This window comes from Oscillospiraceae bacterium NTUH-002-81, assembly GCA_032620915.1.
GTDB lineage: Bacteria > Bacillota > Clostridia > Lachnospirales > Lachnospiraceae > JAGTTR01.
This window is the reverse complement of the sequence record CP136052.1, coordinates 980,260-1,005,830: the sequence shown is the minus strand read 5'-3', so window position 1 is coordinate 1,005,830 and position 25,571 is coordinate 980,260. Positions and strand designations below refer to the sequence as shown.

Below are 25,571 nucleotides of genomic sequence, written 5' to 3'. Positions count from 1 at the left end.
TTTTTTAATCCGCCCGGGATTTAGAAACCGTACTCGTAACGCTCGTCTACGTTGTCCTTTGTAACGCAAACTGCATCTGTCAGAGTTACCTCATCATAGCTGTTCATATCTTTGCCATCTACGAGAATCTCTTTTGCAATACCAACTGCCTTGATTGCAACCTGTACAGGAGAGTTCTCACCTGTGCAGTAGTACTCGCCGGACTCAGTTGTCTTGTCGCCCTTGATGTAATCGTAAGCTTCTTTTGCGCCGTCAGCTGCTGCTACATAGTAGATACCGGTCAGGCCTGCATCGCTTGCTGCCTGCATGCCGCCGAACAGCATCTGGTCGTTCTCACCGAACATGGTGTTCAGCTTGTCTTTTGTCTTGACAACCAGGTCGTTTGCATCGTTCAGGATATCGTTGACAGTCCAGTTGCCCCAGCCCTGTCCGGCGATGGTGAACTTTGCATCTTCGTTTGTATAAGAACCTGTGCTCAGCAGAGTAGCGTCAGCCTCTTCAGTCATCTTCCAAGCCTCTTCCTCTGAGATACCAAGTCTCTTCTCAAGGATACCACAGATCAGGCCCTGTCTTCTCTCATTACCAGCAACATTGCCCTTCTCACCGGAAAGCATGATGCTGTAGATCTCTTTGTCACCCATGAACTCAGCGTAGGATAATCCGCATGCACGTCCATTCTGTTTGTTATCGGAATAAACGGTTGTTACACAGTGGCTCTCGTTTACGCCGGAGTCAACGTTGATAACCGGAATGCCGGCATCCATTGCGTTCTTCTCATCTGCGATTACGTTATCCGGATCGATACAGTCACAGAAGATCATGTCGTAATCCTGTGTAACGAATGTCTCAAAGTTCTCTGTCTGCTTTGTTACATCCATGTTCGCATTCAGAACAACCACGTCCTCAGCCTTGTCAACCAGCCCCTGCTCTACGCACTGCTCAACCAGTCCGTTTGCCAGAGCTACGAAGTACGGTCCGTCCTGTGTTTTCATTGCAACACCGATCTTGAACTTCTTGTCTCCGCTCTCCTCTGCAGCCGCATCTGCTGTGTCGTCTGTCTTCTCTTCTGTAGCCGCATCTGTCGATGTGGTGGAAGAAGAATCACTGCTTCCGCATCCAGCCAGCATGGAAGCTACCATAGCTACGCTGAGAACTACCCCAATTACTTTTCTTTTCATAGTTATCCTCCTTTTTTTCAATGGATGCTACACACCATTGTTCGTAATGTAGTTACATTATGATATTAGTATATCTTTGTCATTTTGTCAACTTTTTATTTAAAAGTTATTTTTTTTCACAACTTTATTGTGCACAATAACAACAGTCCTTGATCATCTTTTTATTTCCCATCTAAAAATATAATAAAATATAATATTGTTAAGTTTTAAACATGGTATTTTTGTTGTTTTCCGTCAAAAGCAGGCATTTTACATATACAGGCAAGATATTTCAGGTGTTAAGCAGAAAAAGATTGTTAAAAAGATACCGCAGAGAGCTTTATCCCCCTGCGGTATCTTCTTCCTATGTTTTATCCGTTATATGTTATTTGATGATCAGATCTTTTCTTCTCCGGTCAGCCGTCATGGCGATGGCTGCCAGCACAAACACGCCGAGAACAATGTTCTGGGAATAAGCATCTACGCCAAGGAAAGTCATACCATTCTGAATCAGTGTAATGGTAAACACACCGAGCAATGCGCCAAGAACACTTCCTTTACCACCTGCCAGGGAAACACCGCCCAAGGCGCAGGATGCAACAATCTTCAGCGTATATGCATCGCCTATGGTCGGAGAACTGGACCGCACGCTGCCTGCCAGGAACACGCCTGCCAGTGCTGCCAGCATACCGTTGATGATAAATACAATGATTTTGATCTTGTCCACGTGCAGACCTGCCACCCTGGCCGTCCGCTCATTGCCGCCGATGGCAAAGATCGCTCTTCCTACCGTTGTATAATTGGTAAAGAAGAAGATCACCGCAACAATCAGCAGTGCAAGAATAATTGGCAGTCCAAATACACCAAAGGAAATCTTATACCAGTTCACCGCTCCCCACATGGCTTTCGGAATGGATTCCGGATTCTCTGTAATGAGCAGCGCCGTTGACTGCCATACAGACATGAATCCCAGGGATGCGATAAAGGACGGCACTTTTAATTTTACATGGATAAATCCGAGCAGTCCGCCTGCGACCACGCCAAACATCAGGGAGATAAGCAATCCGATAACCCCCGCTGCAGCCGGAATAAATTTCGGTCCATAGGTAAGAAGGAACTTTACATACAGAACGTTAGACACCGAGCACGCAGCTCCCATGGACAGATCAATGGAGCCAAACAGCAGTACCATAAACATTCCGGATGCCAGAACAATCAGTGTCGAAGTATCACGAAACAGATTGCTCAGGTTCATCGGGCTTAAAAATGTCTTCTGAGATATGGACAGGAAAACAACCAGCACAATGATCGCGGAAAAGCTGAAGAACTGTACGATATTTTCTCCAATCCGTTCTTTTAACGGTTTTTTCTTCTTTTCTTCACTCATGAATCACCCCTCCTTACATCATGTAGCTGACAACTTCAACCTGAGACGGCATTTCATCAATCGCGTCAAATTCACCAGTCACAATACCATCTTTCATGACAATCAGTCTGGAAGAAAGACCCAGGTATTCATCCGTCGTATCTCCCAGGAGAATGACTGCTTTCCCCTGTTCTGTGATATCACGGATCAGCGCATAAATCTCCGCTTTCGCGCCCACATCCACGCCACGGGTCGGATGATTCAGGATCAGGATGTCGCATTCACTGGCCAGTGCTCTGGCAAATACGACCTTCTGCTGGTTTCCGCCGGACAGCTGCATCAGAGATTCCTTGGGCCCATTGGCCTTGATCCGCAGCTTTTCGATCCAGTTCGTTGCCTGTTCTTCTACTTTTTTTGCAGAAATGTACAGACCATTGGCGATCTTGTCGCCGTTGGACAGTGCAATGTTATCTTCAATAGACATGATACCGACGATTCCTTCATACAGTCTTTCTTTCGGGATCATCAGAATCCCCTTCTTCATGGCTTTGCTCGGACAACTGAAGTTTACCTTCTGTCCGCGCACATACATCTCGCCGGAAGTCGGTTTCTCATCTCCGCAGATCACCTCGCAGATCTCTTCCACGCCGGAACCGACAACGCCGGCCAGACCCAGTACTTCCCCCGCATGGAGCTGGAAGCTGACATTTTTAAATACGCCATAAGAACCCAGATTTTTCACTTCAAGGGAGTACTTCATCCGAAGGCCTCGTCATCCGGTCTCTGTGATAGTACTCGGAAGAAGTCTCTTTTCCTACCATCATTTCATACAGGATATCCTCTGTTGCATCCTTCGTATCCAGGCTTCCCACACTCGTTCCGTCTTTATAAACATAGATTCTGTCTGTGATCTCCAGGATCTCATCCAGATGATGAGATACAAAAATAATGGAATGCCCCTGTGCCGTGATCTTTCTCATCTGCACAAACAGATTCTCAACCTCACTCTGGTTCAACACAGAGGTAGGCTCATCCAGCAAGATCAGGCAGTGTTCTGCACCGGACTGCTTGGTTACGTTCATAACCTTGGCGATCTCTACCATCTGGCGGGTCGCAAAATTCAGTTCACTGACTTTCTTGGCCGGATTGATATCTGTGATATCCACGGCCGCCAGCACTTCCGATGCCGCTGCATTCATTTTCTTCCAGTTGACAAATCCACCGGTTCTGAATTCATGTTCATGTCCGAAGAAAATATTCTGAGACACATTCAGATTCACGATCAGAGACTGCTCCTGGAATACCATGCCGATCCCGGCTTTATTGGCATCCATGGGATTCTTCGGCTCATAATTGCTGCCGCCCAGTGTCATCGTGCCGGATGTCTGCGGCTGTGCACCGATGATGATCTTCAGCAGGGTCGATTTTCCCGCGCCGTTCTCACCTACCAGTCCGACGATCTCGCCCGGCTTTACCGCAAGGTCAACACCTTTGAGCGCTTTTGTTCCGGCAAAGGACTTGGTAATATCTTTCGCGTAAAACAGATAATCTTTTTCTTCCATTCCCAGACGCCCCCTTTACTTGCTGATAACCTTGGCGCCGCGAGCCGCCGTAAGGATAACTGAAATCAGAATAATCACACCCTGAATACCGGTCCGGATATTTGGATTCACACCAACCATTGTCAGACCATTTTCCAGAACAGTCATGATCAAAACACCGACAAAGGTATTTCTGACACCGCCTTTACCGCCGCTCAGTGCCGTGCCACCCACAACAACGGCCGCCTGTGCCGGGAACATCTTTCCTGCGCCAATGGCAACCTGTCCCTGTCCCATACGGATGGCACCGAGAACGCCTGCCACGCCAAACAGAAAACCTGCAAGGGTAAAGACTTTAATTTTAACCTTCTGTACGCTGACGCCAACTGCCTTCGGTATCGCTTCATTGGTTCCGACCGCATAAATGTGGCGTCCAAAAGGAGTATATTCCTGAATCACATAACAAATCACAAACATCACCAGCGCAACCCATGTCACCGCCGGGATGCCAAAGGTCTTCACTTTCGACAGACCTGCAAAAAACTCATCCGTAATTGTCGGCGGATGGCCCTGGTAAGAAATCATTCCGATACCTCTGCAGATATACATAAAAGCAAAGGAAGCCATAAAGGACGGAATTCTCAGATATACATGGCACAGGCCAATGAGCATACCGCATAACGTGCTCAGAAGGATCGCAAGGATCACTCCGGCAAATCCAAAATCATTATCATTCTGTGTATTCATGACCAGGCAGGCAAAAACAGATCCTGCCATACCTACGGTTCCATCAATAGACAGGTCAATGCTTCCAAGCATAATAACAAAGGTCAGGCCCAGAGCGACCACCAAAGGCAGTGCCAGCTGGTTCATCAGATTGATAAAGTTGCCAGGGCTGACAAATGCGGTTCCGCAGATGCAGGTAAACACAACGATCAATCCGACCAACACCAGGAGCGGTGCCAGCTGCATCAGCTTTTCCTTACGGTTGTCGTCCTGAATTTTCTGTACAAATTCTTCCTGTATCGTAATCGAAGAATTATGAGTTTTCATGAGCATCACCCCGAATTTTAAGAAATAGAGGGGACGGATCACTGATCCGTCCCCTGCATGAATTGGTTACTTATTTAATCAGCTTTGCAATCAAAGATTTTGCTGAAATCAAATTCCGGTGTGGAGGACAGATATTCTTTTGCAGCATCTGCGCTATCGATGATCTGTACCGGAGTAGCGAATTCACGATACTCTGCCGGAAGTTCTGCTACGTCAATGAGACCAGCCCATGCCGCATAGCAGATAGCGAGTGTATAACCGCCCTGTAAATATCCATTGGAAGAAACGGTAGCGGTTGCATATCCGTCAGCAACTGCCTGAACGAAGTCTGTGTTTGCGTCAACGCCTACAACACCAACCTTGCCCTTGAGGCCTGCTGCATCAAGAGCCTGCAGAGCACCGGTTCCCATGCTGTCATTTGCACACCAGATACCTGCAACATCCGGGCAGGTGGTCAGCCATGTCTCAACAAGAGCCAGAGCTTCGTCGGTGTTCCAGTTTGCAGTGTCATCATAAACAACTTCGATGTCCGGATACTCTTCCAGAGCCTTCTGCAGTCCTGCATAACGGTCTGTGTTGGAAGTATTTCCGAGCAGTCCCTGGATCGCAAAGATCTTGCCGGAGCCGCCCATCTGTTCGAACAGAGCCTTGGCAATCTGATAACCATTGTTTACGTTATCCGGAGCGGTATGGATTACCCAGTTCGGGGTAAGATCTTCCGGACTTACATCTGCCGGCTTGTTCCATGCAGTTCCCAGATATCCGCCGGACTCTGCCATTGCCTCTGCCAGAGAGTATGCGATAGAGTCCTCATTCGGATCAGCGTATGCGATGGCATTACCGTTTGCCTTTGCAGCAAACTGACGCATGTTGTCAACCTCGACAACGGAATCACCCTGAGAATCCAGAACCTGGGTCTCGTACTTCTGTCCGATGGAATCCAGATATGCTGCAAACATCTTCATACCTTCGTTGATGGTAGCGATGTAAGGATTCTCCAGTCCACGTACGGATACTGCAAGATAAACCGTGGTATCCAGCTTCTCCTGCGGAATCTGAGACGGGTCGATGGTAAAGTTCTTGTAATCTACTGCACCTGCAGTATCCTTTGCCTCTTCCGTGTCATCTGTGGACTCTGCGGCCTCCTCCTTGGTGTCCGCCGGTTCAGAGCTTGTGCTCGTATCGGAACTTGCACATCCCATCAGTCCAACGACCAGTGCTGACACCGTCAGCAGCGACAACAGCTTTTTCATTTTCATAAAACGTCCCCCTTTTTATTCACTTTGTAAAAGCTTTGTAGTTACATTATAACAAATTTATACATTTTGTCAACAGCTCTCTTAACATTTCTTGACATATATTGTAATTATTGCTATTCAAAGTGTATATAAAAGGCCTGTACTGTACTTTTTGCACAACGCAGGCCTTTCATGTAATTAATTTCGTTCGTTACGGTTCCACATCCAGCATTGCCATGGTCGCGGGCATCTCATGGGCTGTATTTACTTTCTCTTCATCCGTCACAAGATCGAAGCAGGATACGATGATCTTATCGCCGTATACGATGGGTTCTCCCGGTTCATCCAGTTCTCCGTTGAATCCATCGCAGTCCGGGCTCACCGCCATCCGTTTCACTGTTCCGTCCGGTGTGATCCGGGCAATGGCGTTGGCAGAAAAATCCGCCACATAAATATTGCCATATTGGTCAATGGTCATACCATCCGTGCTTTTCAGATTCTCCGGATCCTTCGCCCAGATCTTATTTTCTTTCACGGAACCATCTTCATTGAACGTGATCTTGTGTACAGCGCCATCTCCGAAATTACCCACGTAAAGATTGCCCTCATGGTCGAATATGATGCCGTCCACCCCATACTGACATTTGGGATTCTCCGTGATAAATGTCAGGAAGATTTCCTTGTCATCCAGCGTGTTCGTGCAGTGGATATTCTCCGCATCCAGCGGAAAGCGGTATACACAGCTCATCAGATTTCCTGATTCCGTCTTCTCCCTGCGCAGATAACTCTGGGTCACATACATATAATCTCCCCATATACGGATGCCGTTTGGATGCTCCATGTTGTCTGCAACAACGGTACACTTCACCACGCCTTCGTCATTCAGGCGCAGTCTTAAAATTCTCCCGGTAAATACCAGGCCGGGATCTTCCGTCCATCCCGGGTTATCCACCATGTACAGGTCTCCGTCCGGTCCGAATTCAATGCCCATGCTCCGCGCATTTTTTGTATGTGGATTCAGCGGTACATCAAACCACTTACGGATATTTTTGTCCTTATCAATCTTCAGCACACAGCTTGGCATCGACATGTCCGCAAAATTTGGACAGGACAGAATCAGATTGCCTTCCCGGTCAATCGCCATTCCGTCCGGTGTACAGCAACATTCTTCGGGTAACAGTGTAAACAGTTTTGATGTCTGCATTTGATCCCCCCATTTTCCAAAACACTTATAACATCTGGCTGAATTCAATTTTTTCCCGGTTCGGGCCGTATATGTTGAAATAACGGACACCGTTTTCCCAGAAAGGCAGTTCCTGGATCTCTGTCTCAATCGGTGTGATACCCAGTGCTTTTACTTCTTCCCAGGCCTTTTCCACATCTTCCACATCCATGGCGATATGATCAATGGCGCCGTTAATCTTCTTTGCCTGGCCATTCTCATAACTCTCGATACAAAGGCTGCCATGTTTCAGGAAAACAACCTCTTCTCCGTTATTCATGGTACGGTACGCAACCGTAAATCCCAGTTTTTCGTAAAACGCAACTGTTGCCTTCATATCATTGGTCGGCAGACCGATATGCTGCAGACCGGTAATTGTGATTTCGCTCATATTTTCCCCCTCTAAAAAGGAACCTCATCCGGATGATCAAACGGTTTCTTCATATTCTTGATATGATCCATCGTCTGCATATCCACATCGGAAATCTCAAAATCAAACACATCCGCATTAGCTGCAATTCTGGATGGTGTCACAGACTTCGGAAGCGGCAGTGTACCCTTCTGCATGCACCAGCGAATGCAAAGCTGCGCCGGTGATTTCCCGTATCGCCCCGCAATCTCTGCGATCACCGGATCATCCAGCAGTGTGCCGGTTCCCAGCGGACTGTATGCTTCGATCAGAATATCGTGTTTTCTGCACAATTCTATCGTCTCATCCCAGAAAGTCATGCCCGGATGGTACCGAAGCTGATTTACCATCGGCTTCACCTCCGCATCCAGCAGGGCTTCCATGTGGTGCGGCATAAAATTGGATATGCCGATCGCGCGTACTTTCCCGTTCCGATAAAGTTCCATCATGGCTTTCCACGTGTCCACATTGATCTCTTCCCAATTGTCAAAGTGATTGTAACTTGCCGGCCAGTGGATCAGATAAAGATCCAGATAATCCAGCTGCAGATCCTGTAAGGTCTTCTCACAGGCAGCCAGTGTCTTCTCATATCCCCGTTCCGTACACCAGACCTTACTCGTCACAAACAAATCTTTCCGATCAATGCCGGACGCCTTGATTCCCCGGCCGACACCAACCTCATTTCCGTACACAGCCGCCGTATCAATATGACGGTATCCCGCTGCGATCGCTGCTTTTACCGCCTCTTCCGCAACTGTCCCGTCAGGTGTCTGCCACGTACCGAAACCGATACAGGGAATCTCAACGCCGTTAGAAAGCCGATAACAATCCGTTAATTTATCCATACTTTTCCTTTCCTGTATTTATACGCAGGTAAAGCATCCGTCTACGACCAGATCGCATCCGGAAGTGAAGGAAGCAGAATCACTCATCAGGTAGATAACAGCACCGCACAGTTCTTCCGGCACGCCATATCTGCCGTAAGGAGTCAAATCCATCCAGCGATCCTGCCACTCCTGGTTCACAAATACGCACAGCTCTGTCTTCATGTATCCGGGGCTGATGCAGTTTACACGGATATTGTCATGGCAATATTCCACTGCCAGAGACTTGGTCATCTGGATCACAGCTGCCTTGGAAGAGTTGTAGGATGCCTGATTCTGCGGCTGGTTTACAATATGACCGGACATGGATGCGGTATTGACGATAGAGCCCTTTCTTCCGTTTGCTTTCAGATATCTTGCAAACTCAGAAGCCATGTAATATTCTCCGTTCAGGTTCACGTTGATGACATGTGCCCACTCTTCCGGTGTCACGTCGTAAGCAGATTTGTGGATAACGATACCTGCATTGTTGAACAGATGATCCAATCCGCCAAGACCGGCTGCTGCTTTCTCGATGGTTGCTTTTACCTGTGCCGGATCAGTTACATCCATGCCATAGGAGAATACCTTTCTGCCAGTAGCCTCAGCGATCTCTTTTGCGGTCGCAGCCACCTTCTCCTCCTGCATGTCAAACAGAGCAAGGTTCGCACCGATCTCTGCCAGACGGGTTGCCACGATCTTACCGATTCCCTGTGCACCTCCGGTTACGATGATGTTCTTTCCCTCCAGGGAAAATAACTGTTCCAAAACTGTCATGATAACTGCCTCCTTTGATTTTATATCATTATTGTTTTTGTCTTTTTATTTGTATACAACGATTCCCTTTTTCTGGATCTTCTTGTCGAATGCTTTCTGATAAGCCTCTACCACTTCGTCAAAGGTGAAGTAATCAGAAATGAATTCTTTCATATCCAGTTTGCCTTCACGGATCCACTGGAACACCTCTTCATGGGCAACTGCCTCTTCGTCCTTTCTCGGCATCTGCTGGAAATTCAGTACCCAGTTATAATCTGCCTTGGAGAAATCAATATGCATTTCTTCCTGTGTCGGCACGCCGTAGCAGCAGATCTCACCTCTGTCGCAGATCAGCCCCATGGCATCATTGACAACCTGCTCAGATCCAACCGCATCGATGACATACGGAACGCCGCCAGGGAAAAGCTTCCGCACTTCTGCGGTAACATCTACTTCGCTGCTGTTCAGTGCAATGTCTGCGCCGCCGTCCAGTGCATTCTTCTGCTTCTCAGGATTTCTTGCCACTGCGATAACCGGGTTGGCACCTACCAGCTTACACATTTTGATGAAGGTAAGTCCCACAGGGCCGCAGCCGAAAATCACAACCGGTTTGTCCTTCTCAATGCCAAAATAATGTACATTGCTCAGCACTTCTCCAAAAGTAACCAGCATCACGGCGTCCACAGGATCGATATCATCCGGGATGATGCACTGTGCCTTTGCCAGATCCGGAACTTCTCCTTCCGGGAATGCCAGCGGGTCATTCACCACACAGTATTCACTGCAGGCACCCCATGCAGAACCATAATCGCCAAGATACTCTCTGTCTGCATCCAGGAACGGCAGAAGCACCTTATCTCCTACCTTCAGGCCTTTTACCTCACTGCCGACTTCAACCACTTCGCCCACATTCTCGTGTCCGAGCATGATCGGATACTCGCTTTCCGGCACACCTTTGAATTTTCTCTTCATCAGATGTACATCCGTTCCGCAGATACCATTGGCAATGGTCTTCGTCAGTGCCTGCTTCGGTCCGTATTTCGGCTTCGGAATCTCCGCCACAGATACAGTTCCATTTTTGTCAACAAGTACAGTTTTCATATATTCGTCTCCCTCCGCTTGCATTTTATGTACATACTTATATCGTAATGTTACAACAAAGCATGTTCATTGTCAACAGAAAGGCGTGCGATATTCTTTATTTTTTCATATATTTGCACAATAGTCTGTTATATTTTTATCAAAAAAGAGGCAGGAACCGTCTCCTGCCTCTTCTGTACATGTTTCTGCTCCGTGATATTCGATTAATCCTCCGGATCTACATCAATGAGAACCTTCATGGTCTTCTCTTTATTTGCCTCGATATATTTGTAAGCATCCAGATAATCAGCAAATGCAAAATGTTTGCTCTGCAGAGGTTTCAGCTGGATCTTGCCCTCGTTGACAAGACGGATCGCATCCACATAATCCTCGTGGCGGTACATCATCGTGCTGTCAAGATCAAGCTCGTGGTCATTCAGTGTAAACAGATCTACCGTAGCCATGCCCGCAAATACTGCTACCAGCACCAGCTTGCTTCCCTTTCTTGCATACTTGATGGCCTGTCCGATGGTAATGTTGTTGCCTGCGCAGTCATAAATAACATCTGCCTTGTCCGGGCCGAAATGCTCTACCATTGCATCGCCAAAGTCCACATTCTTGGTATTGATAGCATAATCCACGCCGCATTTCTTGGCCAGATCCAGACGGTAGTCAGATACGTCTGTGATCATCACCTTTGCTGCCCCCAGTGCCTTACACGTCTGTGCCAGCAGGATACCGATGGGGCCGCAGCCCAGCACTGCCACATTGGCACCTTCCAGATGCTCATAATGTTTTGCAGCATGTACCGTTACAGCCAGAGGCTCGATCATTGCGCCATCGTTGTAATCCATCTCATCCGGAAGTGCAGTAACCTTGGATTCCTCCACTGCAAAATACTCGCTGGCTGTACCAGTGGTCTGGAAGCCCATTACCTTCAGCTTCTCACAGAGATTATATTTTCCATGGCGGCAGGGATAGCATTTGCCGCATACCACCTGCGGTTCGATGGTTACCTTCTGACCAACTTTCAGATTCTTTACATCAGGGCCGATCTCTGCAACCTGGCCGGACACCTCGTGTCCCTGAGTTACCGGGTAACCAGTTCCGGAATGCTCTCCATAATATACATGGATATCAGAACCGCATACACCGATTCTCTTAATCTTCACAAGTACCTGATCGCCGCTGATCTGCGGAATCGGAATATCGTTAAATACGATCTCCGCGGGTTCTGTCTTGGTTGCCGGTTTCATCATTACCTGCTGTTTCATTGTACCTTTCATGCTGTCTTTACTTCCTTTCCCCTAAAAGAAATATTTGTGGAAGACATACCCCCATGCCTTCTCACATCCGTATTGTAACTATATATCTACATTATAACATATTCAAGACATTCGTCAATAAAACGCCTCTGTTTTTCTTTTATTTTTCTTTCATCTCAGATCGCATTCCACTACATCCGGATACTTCGTTATATGTGATAAACTATTATGTCCACCGGACATCTTCCTTTGTTTAATGATACGGTTGGCGAACCATTCTCATGGTACATTGGAGGATTTTCATTCTCAAAAACAACGCTAAAGCCATTTTGGCACTAGCCAAAAAAGAGTGACCAGAACGCGTCCAGTCACTCTCTTCATAAGTTTTATGCCAATACCTCCAAATCTCTGTCCGGTCAGCCCCGTCCGTCACTGCCACACACAAGGATCTTGCTCATAACGTACTGCTTCACTTCTTCTCTTCCCCTAGCATTGTATTTTTTCGGATCAAACACATCAGGATCCTCCTGCATATAAGCTTTCACACCCCTGGAAAATGCGATTCTTAAGTCTGTTGCATAGTTAACCTTACAGATACCGCGGCGAACACACTCTCTTACAATATCATCCGGCACACCGGAAGTACCATGCAGAACGAGCGGAATGGACACTACCTCCCGAATAGCGCTTAAGCGATCTACATCCACCTTCGGGATTCCCTTGTATACCCCGTGGGCGGTGCCGATGGCAACTGCCAGAGAGTCAACACCTGTCCGCTCCACAAACTCCTTTGCCTGCTGCGGATCAGTGTAAGGATTTTCATCTCCTGCTTCCAGATCATCTTCTTTGCCTCCTACTTTCCCCAGCTCAGCCTCTACCGGCACGCCGGATGGATGGCACGCGTCTGCCACTGCCTTGCTGACCGCGACATTATCCGCAAAGCTCTCATGGGAGCCATCAATCATGATGGATGTATAGCCCACCCGAAGAGCACGCATAGCCAAATCAAAACTGTTGCCATGATCCAAATGCACGACGATCGGTACCGATGCCATCTCCGCCGCCGCCTTTACATTGGCATAAAAATATCGTAAATCTGCATATTTTACCGTAGACGGGGTCGTCTGCATAATCACAGGCGCTTTCAGTTCCTCCGCCGCTGCCGCCACAGCCTGTACCATTTCCATATTTTCCACATTAAATGCGCCAATCGCATAGCTGTTTTTCTGTGCGTCTGCAAAAAGTTCTCTTGTCGTAACCAGTGCCATCATTATCTCCTTCTTTCCTGTTATTCTTTTTTATTTCAGCTTCTCAACAGTGATCTGTTCCATCAGAACACCTGCCATCTTCGGCTCAAAGTCTCCGGTATTCGGAGATAATGCATTAGCAGTAGCAACAGATGCCGCATATTTCAGAGCTTTTTCCGGCGGATAATTCTTTTCAAGTGCAACCGCAAAGGCCCCTACCATAGAATCTCCGCAGCCTACCGTGTTCACCACTTCCACTTTCGGGATCACAGCACGGAAACAGCCTTCCCGGCACACAAGCAGTGCCCCGTCCCCGCCCAGAGAAACAACCACATAGGGAACGTCCATGTCCCGAATCTTCTCCGCGCAGGCAATGACCGCATCCATATCCTTCAGCTGCTCTCCAAACAGCTGCTCCATCTCATCCCGGTTCGGCTTCACCATATCCGGGCATGCAGCAAGACCGGATTTTAACGTATCTCCGCTGGAATCCAGAATAACTTTCTTCCCCATGCTTTTCGCAAGAGAAATAATTTTTCCATATACATCCGTACTCATACCACGAGGGATACTGCCGGAAATCGTCACTACATCACTGTCCTGTATGATCTGTGGCAGTCGATCCATAAACTGCTTCTCTTCTTCCGTGCTGACAGTGAAACCCGGCTCCAGATATTCCGTGGAACCGTATCCCGGATCCAGAATATTAATGCAGCAACGGGTCTCTCCGTTCACATAGCCAAATCTGTGAGGAATACCGTCCTTCTCCAGCAGATATTCCAGTTGCTGGCCATTGTAACCACCCACCAGACCTGTTGCCTGTACTTTTGCCCCGCACAGTGCAACAATCCGGGCCACATTCAGTCCTTTACCGCCTGCGGTGGTGCGACTTCTGGACACCCGCATCACTGTGCCATTTACAATCTTATCTGCCATAAAATACGCCTTATCCAGCGCCGCATTCATTGTAACTGTCGTTATCATATATTTCTCCTACTTTTCGCTGTCGATCAGGATTTTCCCTTTTACAGTACCGGGGGTCTTGTACATCTCAAAAGCATCCGCAATCTGGCTCAGCGGCATTTTTTTGAAAACAAAGGAATCGTCAAACTTCAGTTCTCCGGTCTTGAAATAATGCGCTGCCAGATCCCACTCTTTTCCCGGGAACGGTGCGCTGTAGGACATCCAGGAACCGGTCAGATTGAACTCCTTGCGATTAATATTCTCCCACTCGGTCACGGTAAAGGTCAGCTCTTTCACAGGGGTGCCGATGAAACATACATTGGCTTTATTGGCAGCCAGCTCAAATGCCATTTTCATGGTGATGGTATTGCCTGCAGTTTCATATACATAATCAAAACCACTGTCACCGGTCAGTGCCATTGCCTGCTCCATGAAATCTGCATCCTTCGTATTGATGCCTGCCGTTGCTCCCAGGCGCATACCCATGTCCAAACGTTCCTTGGCAATATCAAAAATAACAACCTCTTTTGCCCCGAAAATCTTTGCCCACTGTGCCGTGAACATACCAATAGTGCCGCCGCCAAGGATGGCTACTGTCTTTCCTCCTTCATAAGGCACCCTCAACAGCCCATGCAGTGCTACTGTTGCAGGTTCAAAAAATGCCCCCTGTTCAAAGGAAACGCTATCATCAAATTTTACAGCATTTTTTTCCGGCACTGCCACATATTCTGCAAAGCTGCCAAACTCTCTGGAACCGATAAAGCTATAATGCTTGCACAGAGAATAGTTGCCCTTCTGGCAGTCCTCGCACTTCATACAGGGCACCAGCGGAACACCGGCTACTCTGTCGCCGGGTTTGAGGCTTGTTACACCTTCTCCAATTTCTTCTACCACTCCCGAAAATTCATGTCCGAGTACATTCGGAAAGAAATGGCAGGCATTTCCGTTCACCCGCGGAATATCAGATCCACAGATTCCCGTATACTTTACCTTGATCAATACCTGACCTGCTTTTGCCTTGGGTTTTTCAATCTCCTCATACCGGATATCCTCTCTTGCGTGTACAACTCCAGCTTTCATACTTCCTACATTTTAAAGGAAAGAACAAATTATTCGGATTCGGATTTTTCCAAAGCAAACATGTTTCCGAATTTTACCCTTCCGGAAAGCGACTGCGTCAGCCTGTACGCCTGTCTGAAGAATGATTACGGCATCATTTTACTTCTCGATCGGTTATTAGAAAAGAAAAACGGCTACAGCTCCCATGTTTACTGGGTTTGTAGCCATTTTTTATCTTTCCAACTGTCAAAGATGGGATTATAACATATTCAGAGGGTTCGTCAACAGCACATTTATTTTTCTCTGCGGATATATTCACCGTTTTTGCGGACAGTAGTTACCGTAAACTGATTCCTGTCTCCCCGGTATCTGGATATGGTATATTCCACCGGAATTCCCCGGCAGTTATACCCGACAGAGCGAATATGCTGAATTGGCTTTTTTCTCGCCAAGTCCAGCAATACCGCATCCTCCGATGTCGCTTCCTCCGCTTCAATGGTCCGGTCAAGATACTGGATTCTCGTTTCCTCCTTCAGGTCAAGTATACGGTACAGCCCTTCCCTGCTCAAATCATATTCCCGCAGGCATTCACACTGTGCATACGGAAGAAATGTTTTGGAATGTACAATCGGATAACCGTCCGCCATTCTTTTCCGATGAAGAAATATGACCGCATCCGTCTTATCAAGGCAGAGAATTTCCTTCGCCTCAGGAGGAATCTCCTCGCCGTTCAGAATTTCAAATGCCAGGACTTCCGTACTCGGCATCATCCCTTTCTGTAACATTTCATCGTTAAAGCTCTGTATTTTTCGGATATATTCCTGCCGGATCTTGGGCTCTGCGACAAAAGTACCTTTGCTCTTCACCCGGTACAGTACGCCTTCCTGTACAAGTTCTCCGATTGCCTGTCTCACCGTCGTTCTGCTCAGCTGATAATAGCGGCCGATCTCCTTTTCCGTCGGAATTGCATCCCCGGGTCTGTACTGCTTTTCCTTTATTGCATCCGATATCAATTCTTTCAATTGATAATAAAGAGGAACAGGAATGTTTTTATCCAAGGTTTTTGATTCATCCTCTCTGAACACTTCCATCGCCTCCCTCCGCCTCTTTTATCTGCCCGCCTCCGGATATTCAAAGCACAGCAGCCGATAAGGCGCTTCATCCTCTTCTATCGTCGGAAAGCGGCCCACCGGTGGATAGAAGCAATTGTCATGCTCATCGTCATTCACCTGGCTGACCTCCCCGATCAGAACCGGACCACTTCCTTCTTCCACCTGAAAATCATGATACATTCCATGATACACATGAATGCTTTCCCCCGGTGTGAGCCGGATCTTTGTTCCTGCCGGGACAGTACGCATAAGCCCATCTGTATGTACAATGACCTCTGACTCCCGGTCTATCCCTTCATCCGGCAGCCGGTTGTATACCCTGATCAGTAAATTTCCGCCGCCTCTGTTGATGATATCTTCCGTTTTCGCCCAGTGGAAATGATTGGGTGCATATTGTTCTTCTTTTATATATAATAATTTTTCCGCATACACAAGCGGATATTTCTCCGGCATATCGACGGATCCGTTTCTTATCGTAAATAAGGAAAATCCGAAATGTGCAAATTCACCTTTTCCATAATCTGTGATGTCCCAGCCCAGCCTGCAGTCTCTTACCTCATCCCATTCATGCCCTCTGTTTTTCCAGTCCCCGGGAGAAAATCCGGCAAAGGGCGGCAGATACATCCCGGATTTTGCAATAAAAGCTTCCATTTCTTTGATTGCCCTGTTAATTTCCGATCGTTTCATACTTACTTTTCCTTTCTGACATCAAGATACACTGCTCCAAGAATAACCAGGCCCATAACAATCATCTGGTAAAAGGAAGGGATTTTCAGCAGATTCATTCCATTGGAAAGAACGCCGATGACAATGGCACCGATAATCGTTCCGCCGATCCGTCCAACGCCGCCTGTCATGCTCGTTCCGCCCAAAACGCAGGCTGCAATAACATCCATCTCAATTCCGTCTGCCACTGTCGGCTGACCGGAGTATAGACGGGATGCCGTAATAATTCCCGCAACCGATGCCAGAAACGCCAGCATCACATACACCAGGAATATAACCTTTTTGGTATTAATTCCGGAAAACTGTGCCGCTTCTTTGTTTCCACCAATGGCATATACATGCCGTCCAAATACACTTTTGGACAGTATCAGCGCTGTAATGATCAGCAATCCGATCATTACCCATACCGGGATTGGAATTTTCAGGAAATATCCATTTCCAAAATTGCCAAAGCTGTCCGGTGTACGGATCGGTTTTCCGGAGGAATAAATATAGCTTGCTCCTCTGGCAATATTCATCGTGGCCATCGTAACGATAAACGGTGGAATGCTTGTATTGGAGATCACGCCTCCATTTACCACACCGATCAGTGTTCCGACAAGCAGCCCCACAAGCACCGCCGGCACATACGGCCAGCCTGATTCTATCAGTCCAGCACAAAGTGTTCCGGAAAGTGCCACCACAGATCCCACCGACAGGTCGATTCCACCGGTGATAATGACAAAGGTCATTCCAAAGGCCATAATTGCCGTTGTCGAGTTCGTTCTCAGAATGGTGATGAAATTGCTGTATGAAATGAATTTAGAGGGAACGGTTATGCATAAAACGATACACATAATCAAAAGAGCTCCTAAAATGCCTGAATTTTCCTGTATATACCGGATTATCGGGTTTTTACTCAATACTCTGTCTTTTCGATTTTTCTTTTCTGTCATTTTGCTCCCCCCATAACGTATTTGATAATTTCTTCCTGGTCAATATGGTCTTTTCCCAGAATTACCACCTGCTCCCCTTCCCGCATGACCACCACTCGATGGCTCAGCTGTACAATCTCTGGAAGCTCAGAAGAAATAAACAGTACACCAATGCCTGTCTCTGACAATTCTTTTATCAGATGATAGATTTCCTGCTTTGCCCCCACATCAATTCCTCTGGTAGGTTCATCCAAAATAAGCACTTTAGGCTTTGTTGCAAGCCATTTTGCAAGAACCACCTTCTGCTGATTTCCTCCGGACAGATTTTTTACCTTTTGCTCATAGGAAGGGGTCTTTACTCTCAGCCTTGTACAGTAATCTCTTACAATCTGATCATTTTTCTTCTTATCCAGACGGAAGCCCCTGATCAGCTCCTTAATAATAGAAATTGTCACATTATAGTCTATATTCTGAATCAGAACCAGGCCCTGATCCTTTCTGCTTTCAGGCGACAAGGCAATTCCCGCTTTGATCGCATCCTCCGGGCAATGGATCTGCAGCACTTTTCCGTCCATGCAAATTTCCCCGGTTTCTATGGGATCTACACCAAAAAGCATCCTCATCACTTCTGTTCTTCCGCTTCCCACCAACCCATAGAAACCCAGAATTTCCTTTTCGTGTAGTTCGAAATTAACATTTTTTATTTTTCCGCTTCCCGATAAATTTTTCACTGCAAATATCGTTTTCCCCTGATTCCAGGACCGCTCCGGATAAACATCCGACAGATCTCTTCCTACCATCAAGGACATCAGCGTGTCCTCCGAAGTCCCCTTTACCGGCATACTTGCGATATATTTCCCATCCCGGATCACCGTGATTACGTCACATATTTTATATATTTCTTCCAGCCTGTGGGATATATAAATAATAGAAATTTCTTTTTCCTTTAAAACATGGATAAAGTCAAACAGCTTTTCAACTTCCTTTTCCGAAAGAGAAGATGTCGGTTCATCCATAACGATAATTTTCGCTTCCATCGACAGCGCCTTTGCAATCTCCACCATCTGCTGCTGCGCCGTAGTCAGTTTTCCGACCTTAATGGTTGGTTCTATATCTTCCAGGCCAAATGTCTGCATGATATTTCTGGCTTTATCATTCATACATTTATCCCTGACCAAACCCAGGGAATTTTTCTCCATTCTCCCCAGGAAAATATTCTCTGTAACCGTCATGTTTTCTGCCAGACATAATTCCTGATGAATCACACTGATTCCCAATTTTCTCGCATCCTGCACGGCTTCTATCTTTACTTTCTGATTTTCCACATAAATATCACCGCCATCCGGCTGATAAATTCCACCGAGAATTTTTATCAGCGTAGATTTCCCTGCGCCGTTCTCCCCCAGCAGAGCATGTATTTCTCCTTTCTTAAGGTCAAAATTAATATTGTCCAGTGCAACCACTCCCGGAAATTCCTTATGGATATTTTCCATTTTCAGTATCGTATTCCCGTCCATACACACTCTCCTTCCCTGCCGATAAACTAATCGGGCCCTCCAGCTTGCGAAGAGAGCCCGATTTTTCATCAGTTTTAAATATTAAAACTGTTTTCCATCATATTCTGCAACATTATCTGCATTAATCTCTGTGATCGGAATGATTACCTGGGAATCAAAGCTTTCTCCCGCAAAAATTTTCTGTGCAATTTCAACTGCCGTTGCACCGATCTGCTGGGGAGACTGTGCTGCTGTACACAGCAGATCTCCTGCTTTGATCATATCAAGCGCATCCTGCGAACCATCAATAGACACCACATAAATCCCCTGTTTTCCTGCGCCCTTGATTGCAGCCACGGAGCCTGCAGCCGTCGGATCATTGATAGCGAAAATTCCTGTAATATCCGGATCTCCCTGCAGAGCAGTCTCTGTATGCTCCTGTGATTCCGTTACGCTTCCATGAGCAGACTGACGATAAACGATTTCAATATCCGGATAATCTTTCAGAATTTCCTCAAAGCCATCTGTACGGTCCCGTACGCAGGCAACCTCATTGTGGTCAATCAGTGCAACCTTTCCGCTTCCGCCCATTGCCTCGCAAAGCGCTTTTCCTGCAATTCTTCCTGCATCTGTGTTGTCTGATACAATGGTACTCTTTACCAGATCGCTGTCTGTTACCTCCGTATCAATAGCAACCACCGGGATGCCGGCCTCCTGTGCTGCCACCAGTGCCGGCTTGATTCCATCTGAATCAATGGCATCCACAAAGATCACATCTACCTTGGCTGCAATCATATCCCCAATCTGGTCAATCTGGGTCTGAATATCCAGCTCCGGATCCGGCGCCATCACTTCATCATTCGGTCCGATTGCGCTCTTCACACCGTCAATCTCCGCAACAAAGAAGGAATTGTTATGTGTCATTACAGACACGCCGTATACCTTTCCAGAGGTCTCCCCGTCTGCAGCCGCCGTTTTTTCTTCGTCTTCTGCAGAAGCTGAGGTTTCTTTTGCAGCATCGGTACCCGTATCTTTGGATCCGCAACCCGCCATAGCTGCCGCCATTGTCACACAAAGCATCATTCCCAACATTTTCTTCAGTTTCATCACGATACCTCCCTTTCTTGTTTTCACAATATGCTGTCATATTGTGACATCGTCATTATGTTGTGATATCATCATATAACGTCCCCCATCAATTGTCAATTATCACAACATCTAATCTTTTTTACTCTCTTTTTATTGTGTATATTGCCAATTTCTTATAGCTTTATTTTGCCTGTTTTTATTTATTATTTTTCTTAAATTTTTATTCTTTCCCATAATATTTTTTATCCTCCTTTTTTGTTTCATCCCTGCTTCGAAATATATTTTCTGTTTTCTTCCCCCTGGACAATATGTACAAAAAATGCGGAGAACCCGGGTTTTCTCAGGATTCTTCGCATTTTTTGTTTTTAAAATTTTCGAACAGTGGTTACCGTAAATTGATTGGTATCGCCTCTATATCTGGAAAAGATATCTTCTATCGGCTGTCCTTTATAATTCTGTCTAGATAGACAATTCTGGTTTTCTCCTTACGGTCAAGTATGTTATTAGACGTTTGCGAAACGTCTAAAGCCGCATAAATACGGCATTTTTATGTTGTCAAAATAAAATATCTCCTCAAAGTTTACGGTAAAATAGAGTTATCGAGAAACTATCAACCAATCCACCTAAAGGAGATATACTCCATAGATTTTCTTCCGACGAATAGAGATAGTCATAGGTTAGATTTTCATCATGTCAGCATCTCATAAGCACTCTCAAAATCCAGGCCATCCACATTTTTGAATGTCAAAAATACGGTTGGCCATTGATTTTGCCACTTTCCACAAAGAATGATATCTGATGAAACCTACAGGCCATCAAACAGTTTTTTATTATCTTCCCGGATGTCAAAAAAATCAGCCAGCATACGCATACCCAGCGTTTTTCCAAAACGACGCGGGCGAGTAATCAACGTAACTTTTGCCCCTGTTGTTTTCAATAATGTTTTAATCAATCCCGTCTTATCGACATAGTAATACCCATTCTGTCGAATTTCTTTAAAATTTGAAATCCCAACTGGTATGATTATTTCTGGCATTCTGACATCCCCTTCCTTCATTCCTTTACATAGTATTATGATATCATGAAACACCTATCCGCACAAGGAATCAGGTTCCCGTCCATCCAGATACTCCATGAGCTCCCCCAGGTTCTCATCCGAGTGCTCGATCTCCCGGGCGTACCGATAAGTAATGCCAATGATATCTTCTCTTGAAATGCTTCCCCCGTTCTGCTTCCACACCACCCGCACCAGTTCCCGGATCCACCTGGCAGAGAATACCGTCAGCGCCGCCTTGGCATAGATGAAGCCGTCGTACACTGCACCGCAGAAGTATGTGTATAGAAGAGACAGCACCAGCCGTTCTTCCATCCGCTCCCAGTCTGCCGTTTCCAGAGCCGTTTCAAAGTCTTCTGTCTCCCGATCATAGGCTTCCCAGCCTGATGCAAAGAGCATTTCTTCTGCCGCGTCCAGCAGCTCCTGCCACTCCGGGCGCAGTCGTTCCAAATGGTTCAGCTCTTTCAGTTCCTCCTTTTTCTGCATAAATTCCGTCATTTTGTCTTGCTTGGTAGTTTTTGCTATTTTGAAACTATTTTCTTTCTTTTTATAGTTTTGTATTGTTTCATCAATTTTAAAATATTCATTTTCGTCTATCTGGCGTTGGATGTCCGCGGCCATATGTACGATCAAATCCTTCTTATTTTGCATTTTCAGTGTCTGATCCTGCAAAATTTCGAACATAGCCGCTCTAGCGTCCTCCAACTGAGAGAAGAGCAGTAGATCCATATCGTCAAAAATCTCGTCCTCAATATCGTCCTCTTCCGTCAGGAAGGACTGGGGATTTTTGCCGGCGAGGATGATCCGTGCCGCCTCCGGGCAGGACAGGGAAAGGGAATATTCCCGCAGTCCCTCGAATTCTTCCATGTGCCGGGGATAGTTTCTGCACGTATCACAGAGGGCTTCCGGCCCCATGGCTGTGTAAAGTGCGCACAGATCATTATCCTCCAGAAAGGCACAGCGGCGGTTCGTCTGTCGGAAAACACTTTCCTCCCAGTCCACAGACCGTGCCAGCCGTTTTGCGAAAGCATCCCCTTTTTGGGACCGCTGCCCATAGGCTTCTAGGGAATGCTCATCAATGACGATCTCCCAGCCTGCACAGCAGGTGTCCGGGCAGGCGCCCGCCAGACAGACAAAGCTGTCGTAATCGTCGGTTTTCACATATCGCATTTGATAACGCCTCCTACTTTTTATATACCAGGCCACACACTCCATATATGCATGCACACTGTCCCTCTCTCCGGGTTCCCCGTACTCTGCATGCCAATTCATGCCCATCCATCATTGACACATAAATATTGGTCTGATTCTTTACTTCTGCTACTTCCATTCTTCTGTATCGTCCAGACCGATATCTTTTGCATGAAATACAGGATCTTTTCCCTGCTTTTTCTGTTTCTCATAATCCTGCAATGCATGAATCGCCACATTGCCCAGCAGGAGAATGGCAGCAATATTGACGATGGCCATGAAGCCCATGGTCACATCTGCCAGGTTCCACACCACCTCAAAATCTGCCTGTGCGCCCAGAAAAATGGCCAGCAGGCAGGTACAGCGGAACGCAAAGAGCAACACCTTGTTGTTTTTCAGAAAGAGCAGGTTGGATTCCGTGTAATAGTAATTGCCGATGAGGCTGCTGAAGGCAAAGGCAAAAATAGAAATCGTGATAAAGTGAATGCCCCAGGTGCCCACATTGGCCTGCACCGCCGCCTGCACGTAGGGAATGCCGTCCAGCACGCCGCTGACGCCCTCCACACCGGAGGTAATGAGCATCATGGCCGTGGCGGAGCAGATGAGCAGGGTGTCAATGAACACGGACAACACCTGCACCATGCCCTGCTTCACAGGATGGGACACCTCTGCCGCAGCGGAGGCGTTGGGCGCACTGCCCATACCGGCCTCATTGGAAAACAGGCCGCGCTTCACGCCGATGACCACGGCGCTGCCCGCAAAGCCGCCGAAAATCGCCTGGGCATCGAAGGCCTGGCTGACGATCATGGCAAGGATGCCCGGAATCTGGGGCAGATGCATAAGGATCGTCACCGCGCCCAGCAGCAGATAGCCAATGGCCATCACCGGCACAATGACAGAAGTAATAAATCCAATCCGGTGCACGCCACCGAAGATCACCCAGGCGGAAGCCGCTGCCAGCACCAACCCCACCAGCATAGGGCAGATGGTCTTGCTGTAATCCGGGATATAGTAGGCCAGCGCCGATGACATGTTATAGGACTGCAGCCCGTTGAAGCCATAGGCAAAGCAAATGATCATCAAAACAGAAAACAGCACGCCCATCCAGCGTTTTTTCAGCGCCATCTGCATGTAATAGGCCGGGCCGCCCCGGTACCCGCTGCCGTCCTTTACCTTGTAGATCTGGGCCAGGGTGCTCTCCACAAAGGCGGACGCGCCCCCCACCAGTGCCATGAGCCACATCCAGAACACTGCGCCCGGGCCGCCTGCCGCAATGGCCGTGGCAATGCCCGCAATGTTTCCGGTCCCCACCCGGGATGCCGTGGAGATCATCAGCGCCTGAAAAGAAGAAACACCCTTCTTCTCGCCATCACCGCTTTCCTTTTCAAACAATACCTTACACGCATCTTTGAAAAGCCGCAGCTGGGCGCCTTTTGTCCGCACGGTGAAATATAATCCGGTTCCCACCAGCAGAAAAATCAGCACATACGTGTACATAACATCATTTAATTTTGATAAAATCGCATTCAACATAGCTTCTCTTTTCCCTTTGCTTCAAATACAGGCTGCACTATAATGCAGGCCGTAAAACCGCATAATCCCTGTTTTCTATATCCTGCATCCGGTATCTTCACCAGTCATTATATCCTGAAATAACCATTTCTAACATCCACGCAGTCACACCTCTCCAATTTCTTTCGATACATCATACACGAACCATAAGAAACATGCTTTGCGAGTTTCTCATGGTTATCGCGGCATCTACACTCCGTTTTGGTCTTTGATAAACAAGCGCCACTGGCGCTTAGCAACGCCAAGATCTCGCGCAAGCACGGATCTGGCTCGTTGCTCGCGCAAAAAAAAACTCCGGATACCCGACTATACAACGGATATCCGGAGCGAATAAGCACGTTCTGATGCTCTGCGCGGCTGTATCCCGATCGGACTAACGGCTGCGTTTGATTCTCTCGTCGTTCTCCAGGACCTTCTTGGCGATAGTAATGAAATGAAGCTTAAAATTATCCTCATTATCGCTGACATCCAGTCCTGTGTTGATCTTTACCTGATTGAGGCTCGCCTGCACTTCCTCCTCGGTCATGTCAAGCTGCTTGGCGGTCAGTGCCACGTCCTCCTTGCACTTGTAGTACTTGGAAAGCACCTGCTTCTCGGTCTCGCCCAGCTGTTTGAGCACGGTGCGGGTCAGGCGGTCGCCGTAGCTGACTACCATCTGGTTGATGGCACTGTAGATCTCCATGCCCACGTACTCCAGGATCACACGGTCAGGCTTGAAGATCTCACCTGCTGCCACTGCATCCAGTGCGTTCTTGTAGGTGTGCTTGATGCCCTTGATACCGCTCTCCATGGTGCCGATGCCGACGCGCACGCGCATATCGGAATCCAGCTTCTCCAGCTGACGAAGGGCTTCGTCCTCCAGATCCTTCAGCATATATCTCATGTCCCGTTTGGAATGGCTCATCAGAATAACAACCAAGCCCATATCAGCCATCATCACCTGGCTGCCGCCGATCTTCTTATTGATCTCGGAAAAATGGATCATCGCCTCTGCCGCAGGCTTCAGCAGCTCCTTGTCCTCCCCTGTCACATAAGCGTCTGACGGATAAAGGAAAGAAACCGCCATAAATGTATCCTTATCTACATCAAAACCGAATTTCTTGCCGAAAGACTTCACCAGATCTTCATCCTCGTAGTAGCCGATGACAATATCATTAAAATATGCAGATAATGTAATATCTGTTGTGTTCTTATTCAT

Annotated in this window: 23 protein-coding genes and 1 pseudogene; all 24 read right to left on the bottom strand. The window is 47.3% G+C overall.

Annotated features, from left to right (window positions below):
- Nucleotides 1–20: 20 nt before the first annotated feature.
- Entirely contained in the window at nt 21–1,178 is a 1,158-nt protein-coding gene (locus RJD28_04860) for a substrate-binding domain-containing protein (protein WNV58846.1), read from the bottom strand.
- 364 nt (nt 1,179–1,542) lie between these two features.
- Entirely contained in the window at nt 1,543–2,544 is a 1,002-nt protein-coding gene (locus RJD28_04855; protein WNV58845.1) for an ABC transporter permease, read from the bottom strand.
- Nucleotides 2,545–2,557: 13 nt separating this feature from the next.
- The gene (locus RJD28_04850) at nt 2,558–3,283 is read right to left on the bottom strand and encodes an ATP-binding cassette domain-containing protein (GenBank protein ID WNV58844.1); all 726 of its coding nucleotides are present in this window, start codon (nt 3,281–3,283) and stop codon (nt 2,558–2,560) included.
- Nucleotides 3,267–4,085 carry an ATP-binding cassette domain-containing protein gene (locus RJD28_04845; GenBank protein WNV58843.1) on the bottom strand — a complete coding sequence of 273 codons (819 nt, stop codon included), beginning with the start codon at nt 4,083–4,085 and terminating at the stop codon, nt 3,267–3,269. Before RJD28_04845 ends, RJD28_04850 begins: the two co-directional genes overlap by 17 nt.
- Before the next feature lie 15 nt (nt 4,086–4,100).
- Nucleotides 4,101–5,117, bottom strand: coding sequence for an ABC transporter permease (locus RJD28_04840; protein ID WNV58842.1), 1,017 nt, complete (start codon nt 5,115–5,117; stop codon nt 4,101–4,103).
- 74 nt (nt 5,118–5,191) lie between these two features.
- A complete protein-coding gene (locus RJD28_04835) occupies nt 5,192–6,376 on the bottom strand; it encodes a sugar ABC transporter substrate-binding protein (protein WNV58841.1) in 1,185 nt (394 codons plus the stop codon).
- A 190-nt stretch (nt 6,377–6,566) separates the two neighbouring features.
- Complete coding sequence (locus tag RJD28_04830) at nt 6,567–7,559, bottom strand: SMP-30/gluconolactonase/LRE family protein (protein WNV58840.1); 993 nt, start codon at nt 7,557–7,559, stop codon at nt 6,567–6,569.
- 25 nt (nt 7,560–7,584) lie between these two features.
- Nucleotides 7,585–7,968 (bottom strand): VOC family protein, encoded by a 384-nt coding sequence (locus RJD28_04825; protein ID WNV58839.1) that lies wholly within the window; start codon nt 7,966–7,968, stop codon nt 7,585–7,587.
- A gap of 11 nt (nt 7,969–7,979) precedes the next feature.
- Nucleotides 7,980–8,831, bottom strand: a complete 852-nt coding sequence (locus tag RJD28_04820) for an aldo/keto reductase (GenBank protein WNV58838.1) — start codon at nt 8,829–8,831, stop codon at nt 7,980–7,982.
- 18 nt (nt 8,832–8,849) lie between these two features.
- Nucleotides 8,850–9,626 carry a glucose 1-dehydrogenase gene (locus RJD28_04815; GenBank protein ID WNV58837.1) on the bottom strand — a complete coding sequence of 259 codons (777 nt, stop codon included), beginning with the start codon at nt 9,624–9,626 and terminating at the stop codon, nt 8,850–8,852.
- 45 nt (nt 9,627–9,671) lie between these two features.
- On the bottom strand, nt 9,672–10,706 hold the full coding sequence (locus tag RJD28_04810) for a zinc-binding dehydrogenase (protein WNV58836.1): 1,035 nt from the start codon (nt 10,704–10,706) through the stop codon (nt 9,672–9,674).
- A 203-nt stretch (nt 10,707–10,909) separates the two neighbouring features.
- Nucleotides 10,910–11,959 carry an alcohol dehydrogenase catalytic domain-containing protein gene (locus RJD28_04805; GenBank protein WNV59563.1) on the bottom strand — a complete coding sequence of 350 codons (1,050 nt, stop codon included), beginning with the start codon at nt 11,957–11,959 and terminating at the stop codon, nt 10,910–10,912.
- 407 nt (nt 11,960–12,366) lie between these two features.
- On the bottom strand, nt 12,367–13,218 hold the full coding sequence (gatY, locus tag RJD28_04800) for a tagatose-bisphosphate aldolase subunit GatY (protein ID WNV59562.1): 852 nt from the start codon (nt 13,216–13,218) through the stop codon (nt 12,367–12,369).
- Between the two features lie 30 nt (nt 13,219–13,248).
- The gene (gene pfkB, locus RJD28_04795) at nt 13,249–14,181 is read right to left on the bottom strand and encodes a 1-phosphofructokinase (protein ID WNV58835.1); all 933 of its coding nucleotides are present in this window, start codon (nt 14,179–14,181) and stop codon (nt 13,249–13,251) included.
- 9 nt (nt 14,182–14,190) lie between these two features.
- Entirely contained in the window at nt 14,191–15,240 is a 1,050-nt protein-coding gene (locus tag RJD28_04790; GenBank protein WNV58834.1) for a galactitol-1-phosphate 5-dehydrogenase, read from the bottom strand.
- Between the two features lie 272 nt (nt 15,241–15,512).
- Nucleotides 15,513–16,310 carry a GntR family transcriptional regulator gene (locus RJD28_04785; protein WNV58833.1) on the bottom strand — a complete coding sequence of 266 codons (798 nt, stop codon included), beginning with the start codon at nt 16,308–16,310 and terminating at the stop codon, nt 15,513–15,515.
- 18 nt (nt 16,311–16,328) lie between these two features.
- Nucleotides 16,329–17,018: a D-lyxose/D-mannose family sugar isomerase gene (locus RJD28_04780; GenBank protein ID WNV58832.1), complete on the bottom strand. Its 690-nt coding sequence runs from the start codon at nt 17,016–17,018 to the stop codon at nt 16,329–16,331.
- A 2-nt stretch (nt 17,019–17,020) separates the two neighbouring features.
- Complete coding sequence (locus tag RJD28_04775) at nt 17,021–17,992, bottom strand: ABC transporter permease (GenBank protein WNV58831.1); 972 nt, start codon at nt 17,990–17,992, stop codon at nt 17,021–17,023.
- Nucleotides 17,989–19,488 carry a sugar ABC transporter ATP-binding protein gene (locus RJD28_04770; GenBank protein WNV58830.1) on the bottom strand — a complete coding sequence of 500 codons (1,500 nt, stop codon included), beginning with the start codon at nt 19,486–19,488 and terminating at the stop codon, nt 17,989–17,991. Before RJD28_04770 ends, RJD28_04775 begins: the two co-directional genes overlap by 4 nt.
- Before the next feature lie 81 nt (nt 19,489–19,569).
- Nucleotides 19,570–20,574 (bottom strand): substrate-binding domain-containing protein, encoded by a 1,005-nt coding sequence (locus RJD28_04765; protein ID WNV58829.1) that lies wholly within the window; start codon nt 20,572–20,574, stop codon nt 19,570–19,572.
- A 676-nt stretch (nt 20,575–21,250) separates the two neighbouring features.
- Nucleotides 21,251–21,592: pseudogene (locus RJD28_04760) on the bottom strand (AAA family ATPase).
- A 54-nt stretch (nt 21,593–21,646) separates the two neighbouring features.
- Nucleotides 21,647–22,780, bottom strand: a complete 1,134-nt coding sequence (gene fliB / locus RJD28_04755) for a flagellin lysine-N-methylase (protein WNV58828.1) — start codon at nt 22,778–22,780, stop codon at nt 21,647–21,649.
- 150 nt (nt 22,781–22,930) lie between these two features.
- Nucleotides 22,931–24,334: an alanine/glycine:cation symporter family protein gene (locus RJD28_04750; GenBank protein WNV58827.1), complete on the bottom strand. Its 1,404-nt coding sequence runs from the start codon at nt 24,332–24,334 to the stop codon at nt 22,931–22,933.
- Nucleotides 24,335–24,746: 412 nt separating this feature from the next.
- A complete protein-coding gene (locus RJD28_04745) occupies nt 24,747–25,571 on the bottom strand; it encodes a hypothetical protein (protein WNV58826.1) in 825 nt (274 codons plus the stop codon).

Bases quoted from the DNA above. Each gene is read 5' to 3' on its own strand.
- RJD28_04860 (WNV58846.1), bottom strand. From the start codon at position 1,178: ATGAAAAGAAAAGTAATTGGGGTAGTTCTCAGCGTAGCTATGGTAGCT.
- RJD28_04855 (WNV58845.1), bottom strand. From the start codon at position 2,544: ATGAGTGAAGAAAAGAAGAAAAAACCGTTAAAAGAACGGATTGGAGAA.
- RJD28_04850 (WNV58844.1), bottom strand. From the start codon at position 3,283: ATGAAGTACTCCCTTGAAGTGAAAAATCTGGGTTCTTATGGCGTATTT.
- RJD28_04845 (WNV58843.1), bottom strand. From the start codon at position 4,085: ATGGAAGAAAAAGATTATCTGTTTTACGCGAAAGATATTACCAAGTCC.
- RJD28_04840 (WNV58842.1), bottom strand. From the start codon at position 5,117: ATGAAAACTCATAATTCTTCGATTACGATACAGGAAGAATTTGTACAG.
- RJD28_04835 (WNV58841.1), bottom strand. From the start codon at position 6,376: ATGAAAATGAAAAAGCTGTTGTCGCTGCTGACGGTGTCAGCACTGGTC.
- RJD28_04830 (WNV58840.1), bottom strand. From the start codon at position 7,559: ATGCAGACATCAAAACTGTTTACACTGTTACCCGAAGAATGTTGCTGT.
- RJD28_04825 (WNV58839.1), bottom strand. From the start codon at position 7,968: ATGAGCGAAATCACAATTACCGGTCTGCAGCATATCGGTCTGCCGACC.
- RJD28_04820 (WNV58838.1), bottom strand. From the start codon at position 8,831: ATGGATAAATTAACGGATTGTTATCGGCTTTCTAACGGCGTTGAGATT.
- RJD28_04815 (WNV58837.1), bottom strand. From the start codon at position 9,626: ATGACAGTTTTGGAACAGTTATTTTCCCTGGAGGGAAAGAACATCATC.
- RJD28_04810 (WNV58836.1), bottom strand. From the start codon at position 10,706: ATGAAAACTGTACTTGTTGACAAAAATGGAACTGTATCTGTGGCGGAG.
- RJD28_04805 (WNV59563.1), bottom strand. From the start codon at position 11,959: ATGAAACAGCAGGTAATGATGAAACCGGCAACCAAGACAGAACCCGCG.
- gatY (WNV59562.1), bottom strand. From the start codon at position 13,218: ATGGCACTGGTTACGACAAGAGAACTTTTTGCAGACGCACAGAAAAAC.
- pfkB (WNV58835.1), bottom strand. From the start codon at position 14,181: ATGATAACGACAGTTACAATGAATGCGGCGCTGGATAAGGCGTATTTT.
- RJD28_04790 (WNV58834.1), bottom strand. From the start codon at position 15,240: ATGAAAGCTGGAGTTGTACACGCAAGAGAGGATATCCGGTATGAGGAG.
- RJD28_04785 (WNV58833.1), bottom strand. From the start codon at position 16,310: ATGGAAGTGTTCAGAGAGGATGAATCAAAAACCTTGGATAAAAACATT.
- RJD28_04780 (WNV58832.1), bottom strand. From the start codon at position 17,018: ATGAAACGATCGGAAATTAACAGGGCAATCAAAGAAATGGAAGCTTTT.
- RJD28_04775 (WNV58831.1), bottom strand. From the start codon at position 17,992: ATGACAGAAAAGAAAAATCGAAAAGACAGAGTATTGAGTAAAAACCCG.
- RJD28_04770 (WNV58830.1), bottom strand. From the start codon at position 19,488: ATGGACGGGAATACGATACTGAAAATGGAAAATATCCATAAGGAATTT.
- RJD28_04765 (WNV58829.1), bottom strand. From the start codon at position 20,574: ATGAAACTGAAGAAAATGTTGGGAATGATGCTTTGTGTGACAATGGCG.
- fliB (WNV58828.1), bottom strand. From the start codon at position 22,780: ATGCGATATGTGAAAACCGACGATTACGACAGCTTTGTCTGTCTGGCG.
- RJD28_04750 (WNV58827.1), bottom strand. From the start codon at position 24,334: ATGTTGAATGCGATTTTATCAAAATTAAATGATGTTATGTACACGTAT.
- RJD28_04745 (WNV58826.1), bottom strand. From the start codon at position 25,571: ATGAATAAGAACACAACAGATATTACATTATCTGCATATTTTAATGAT.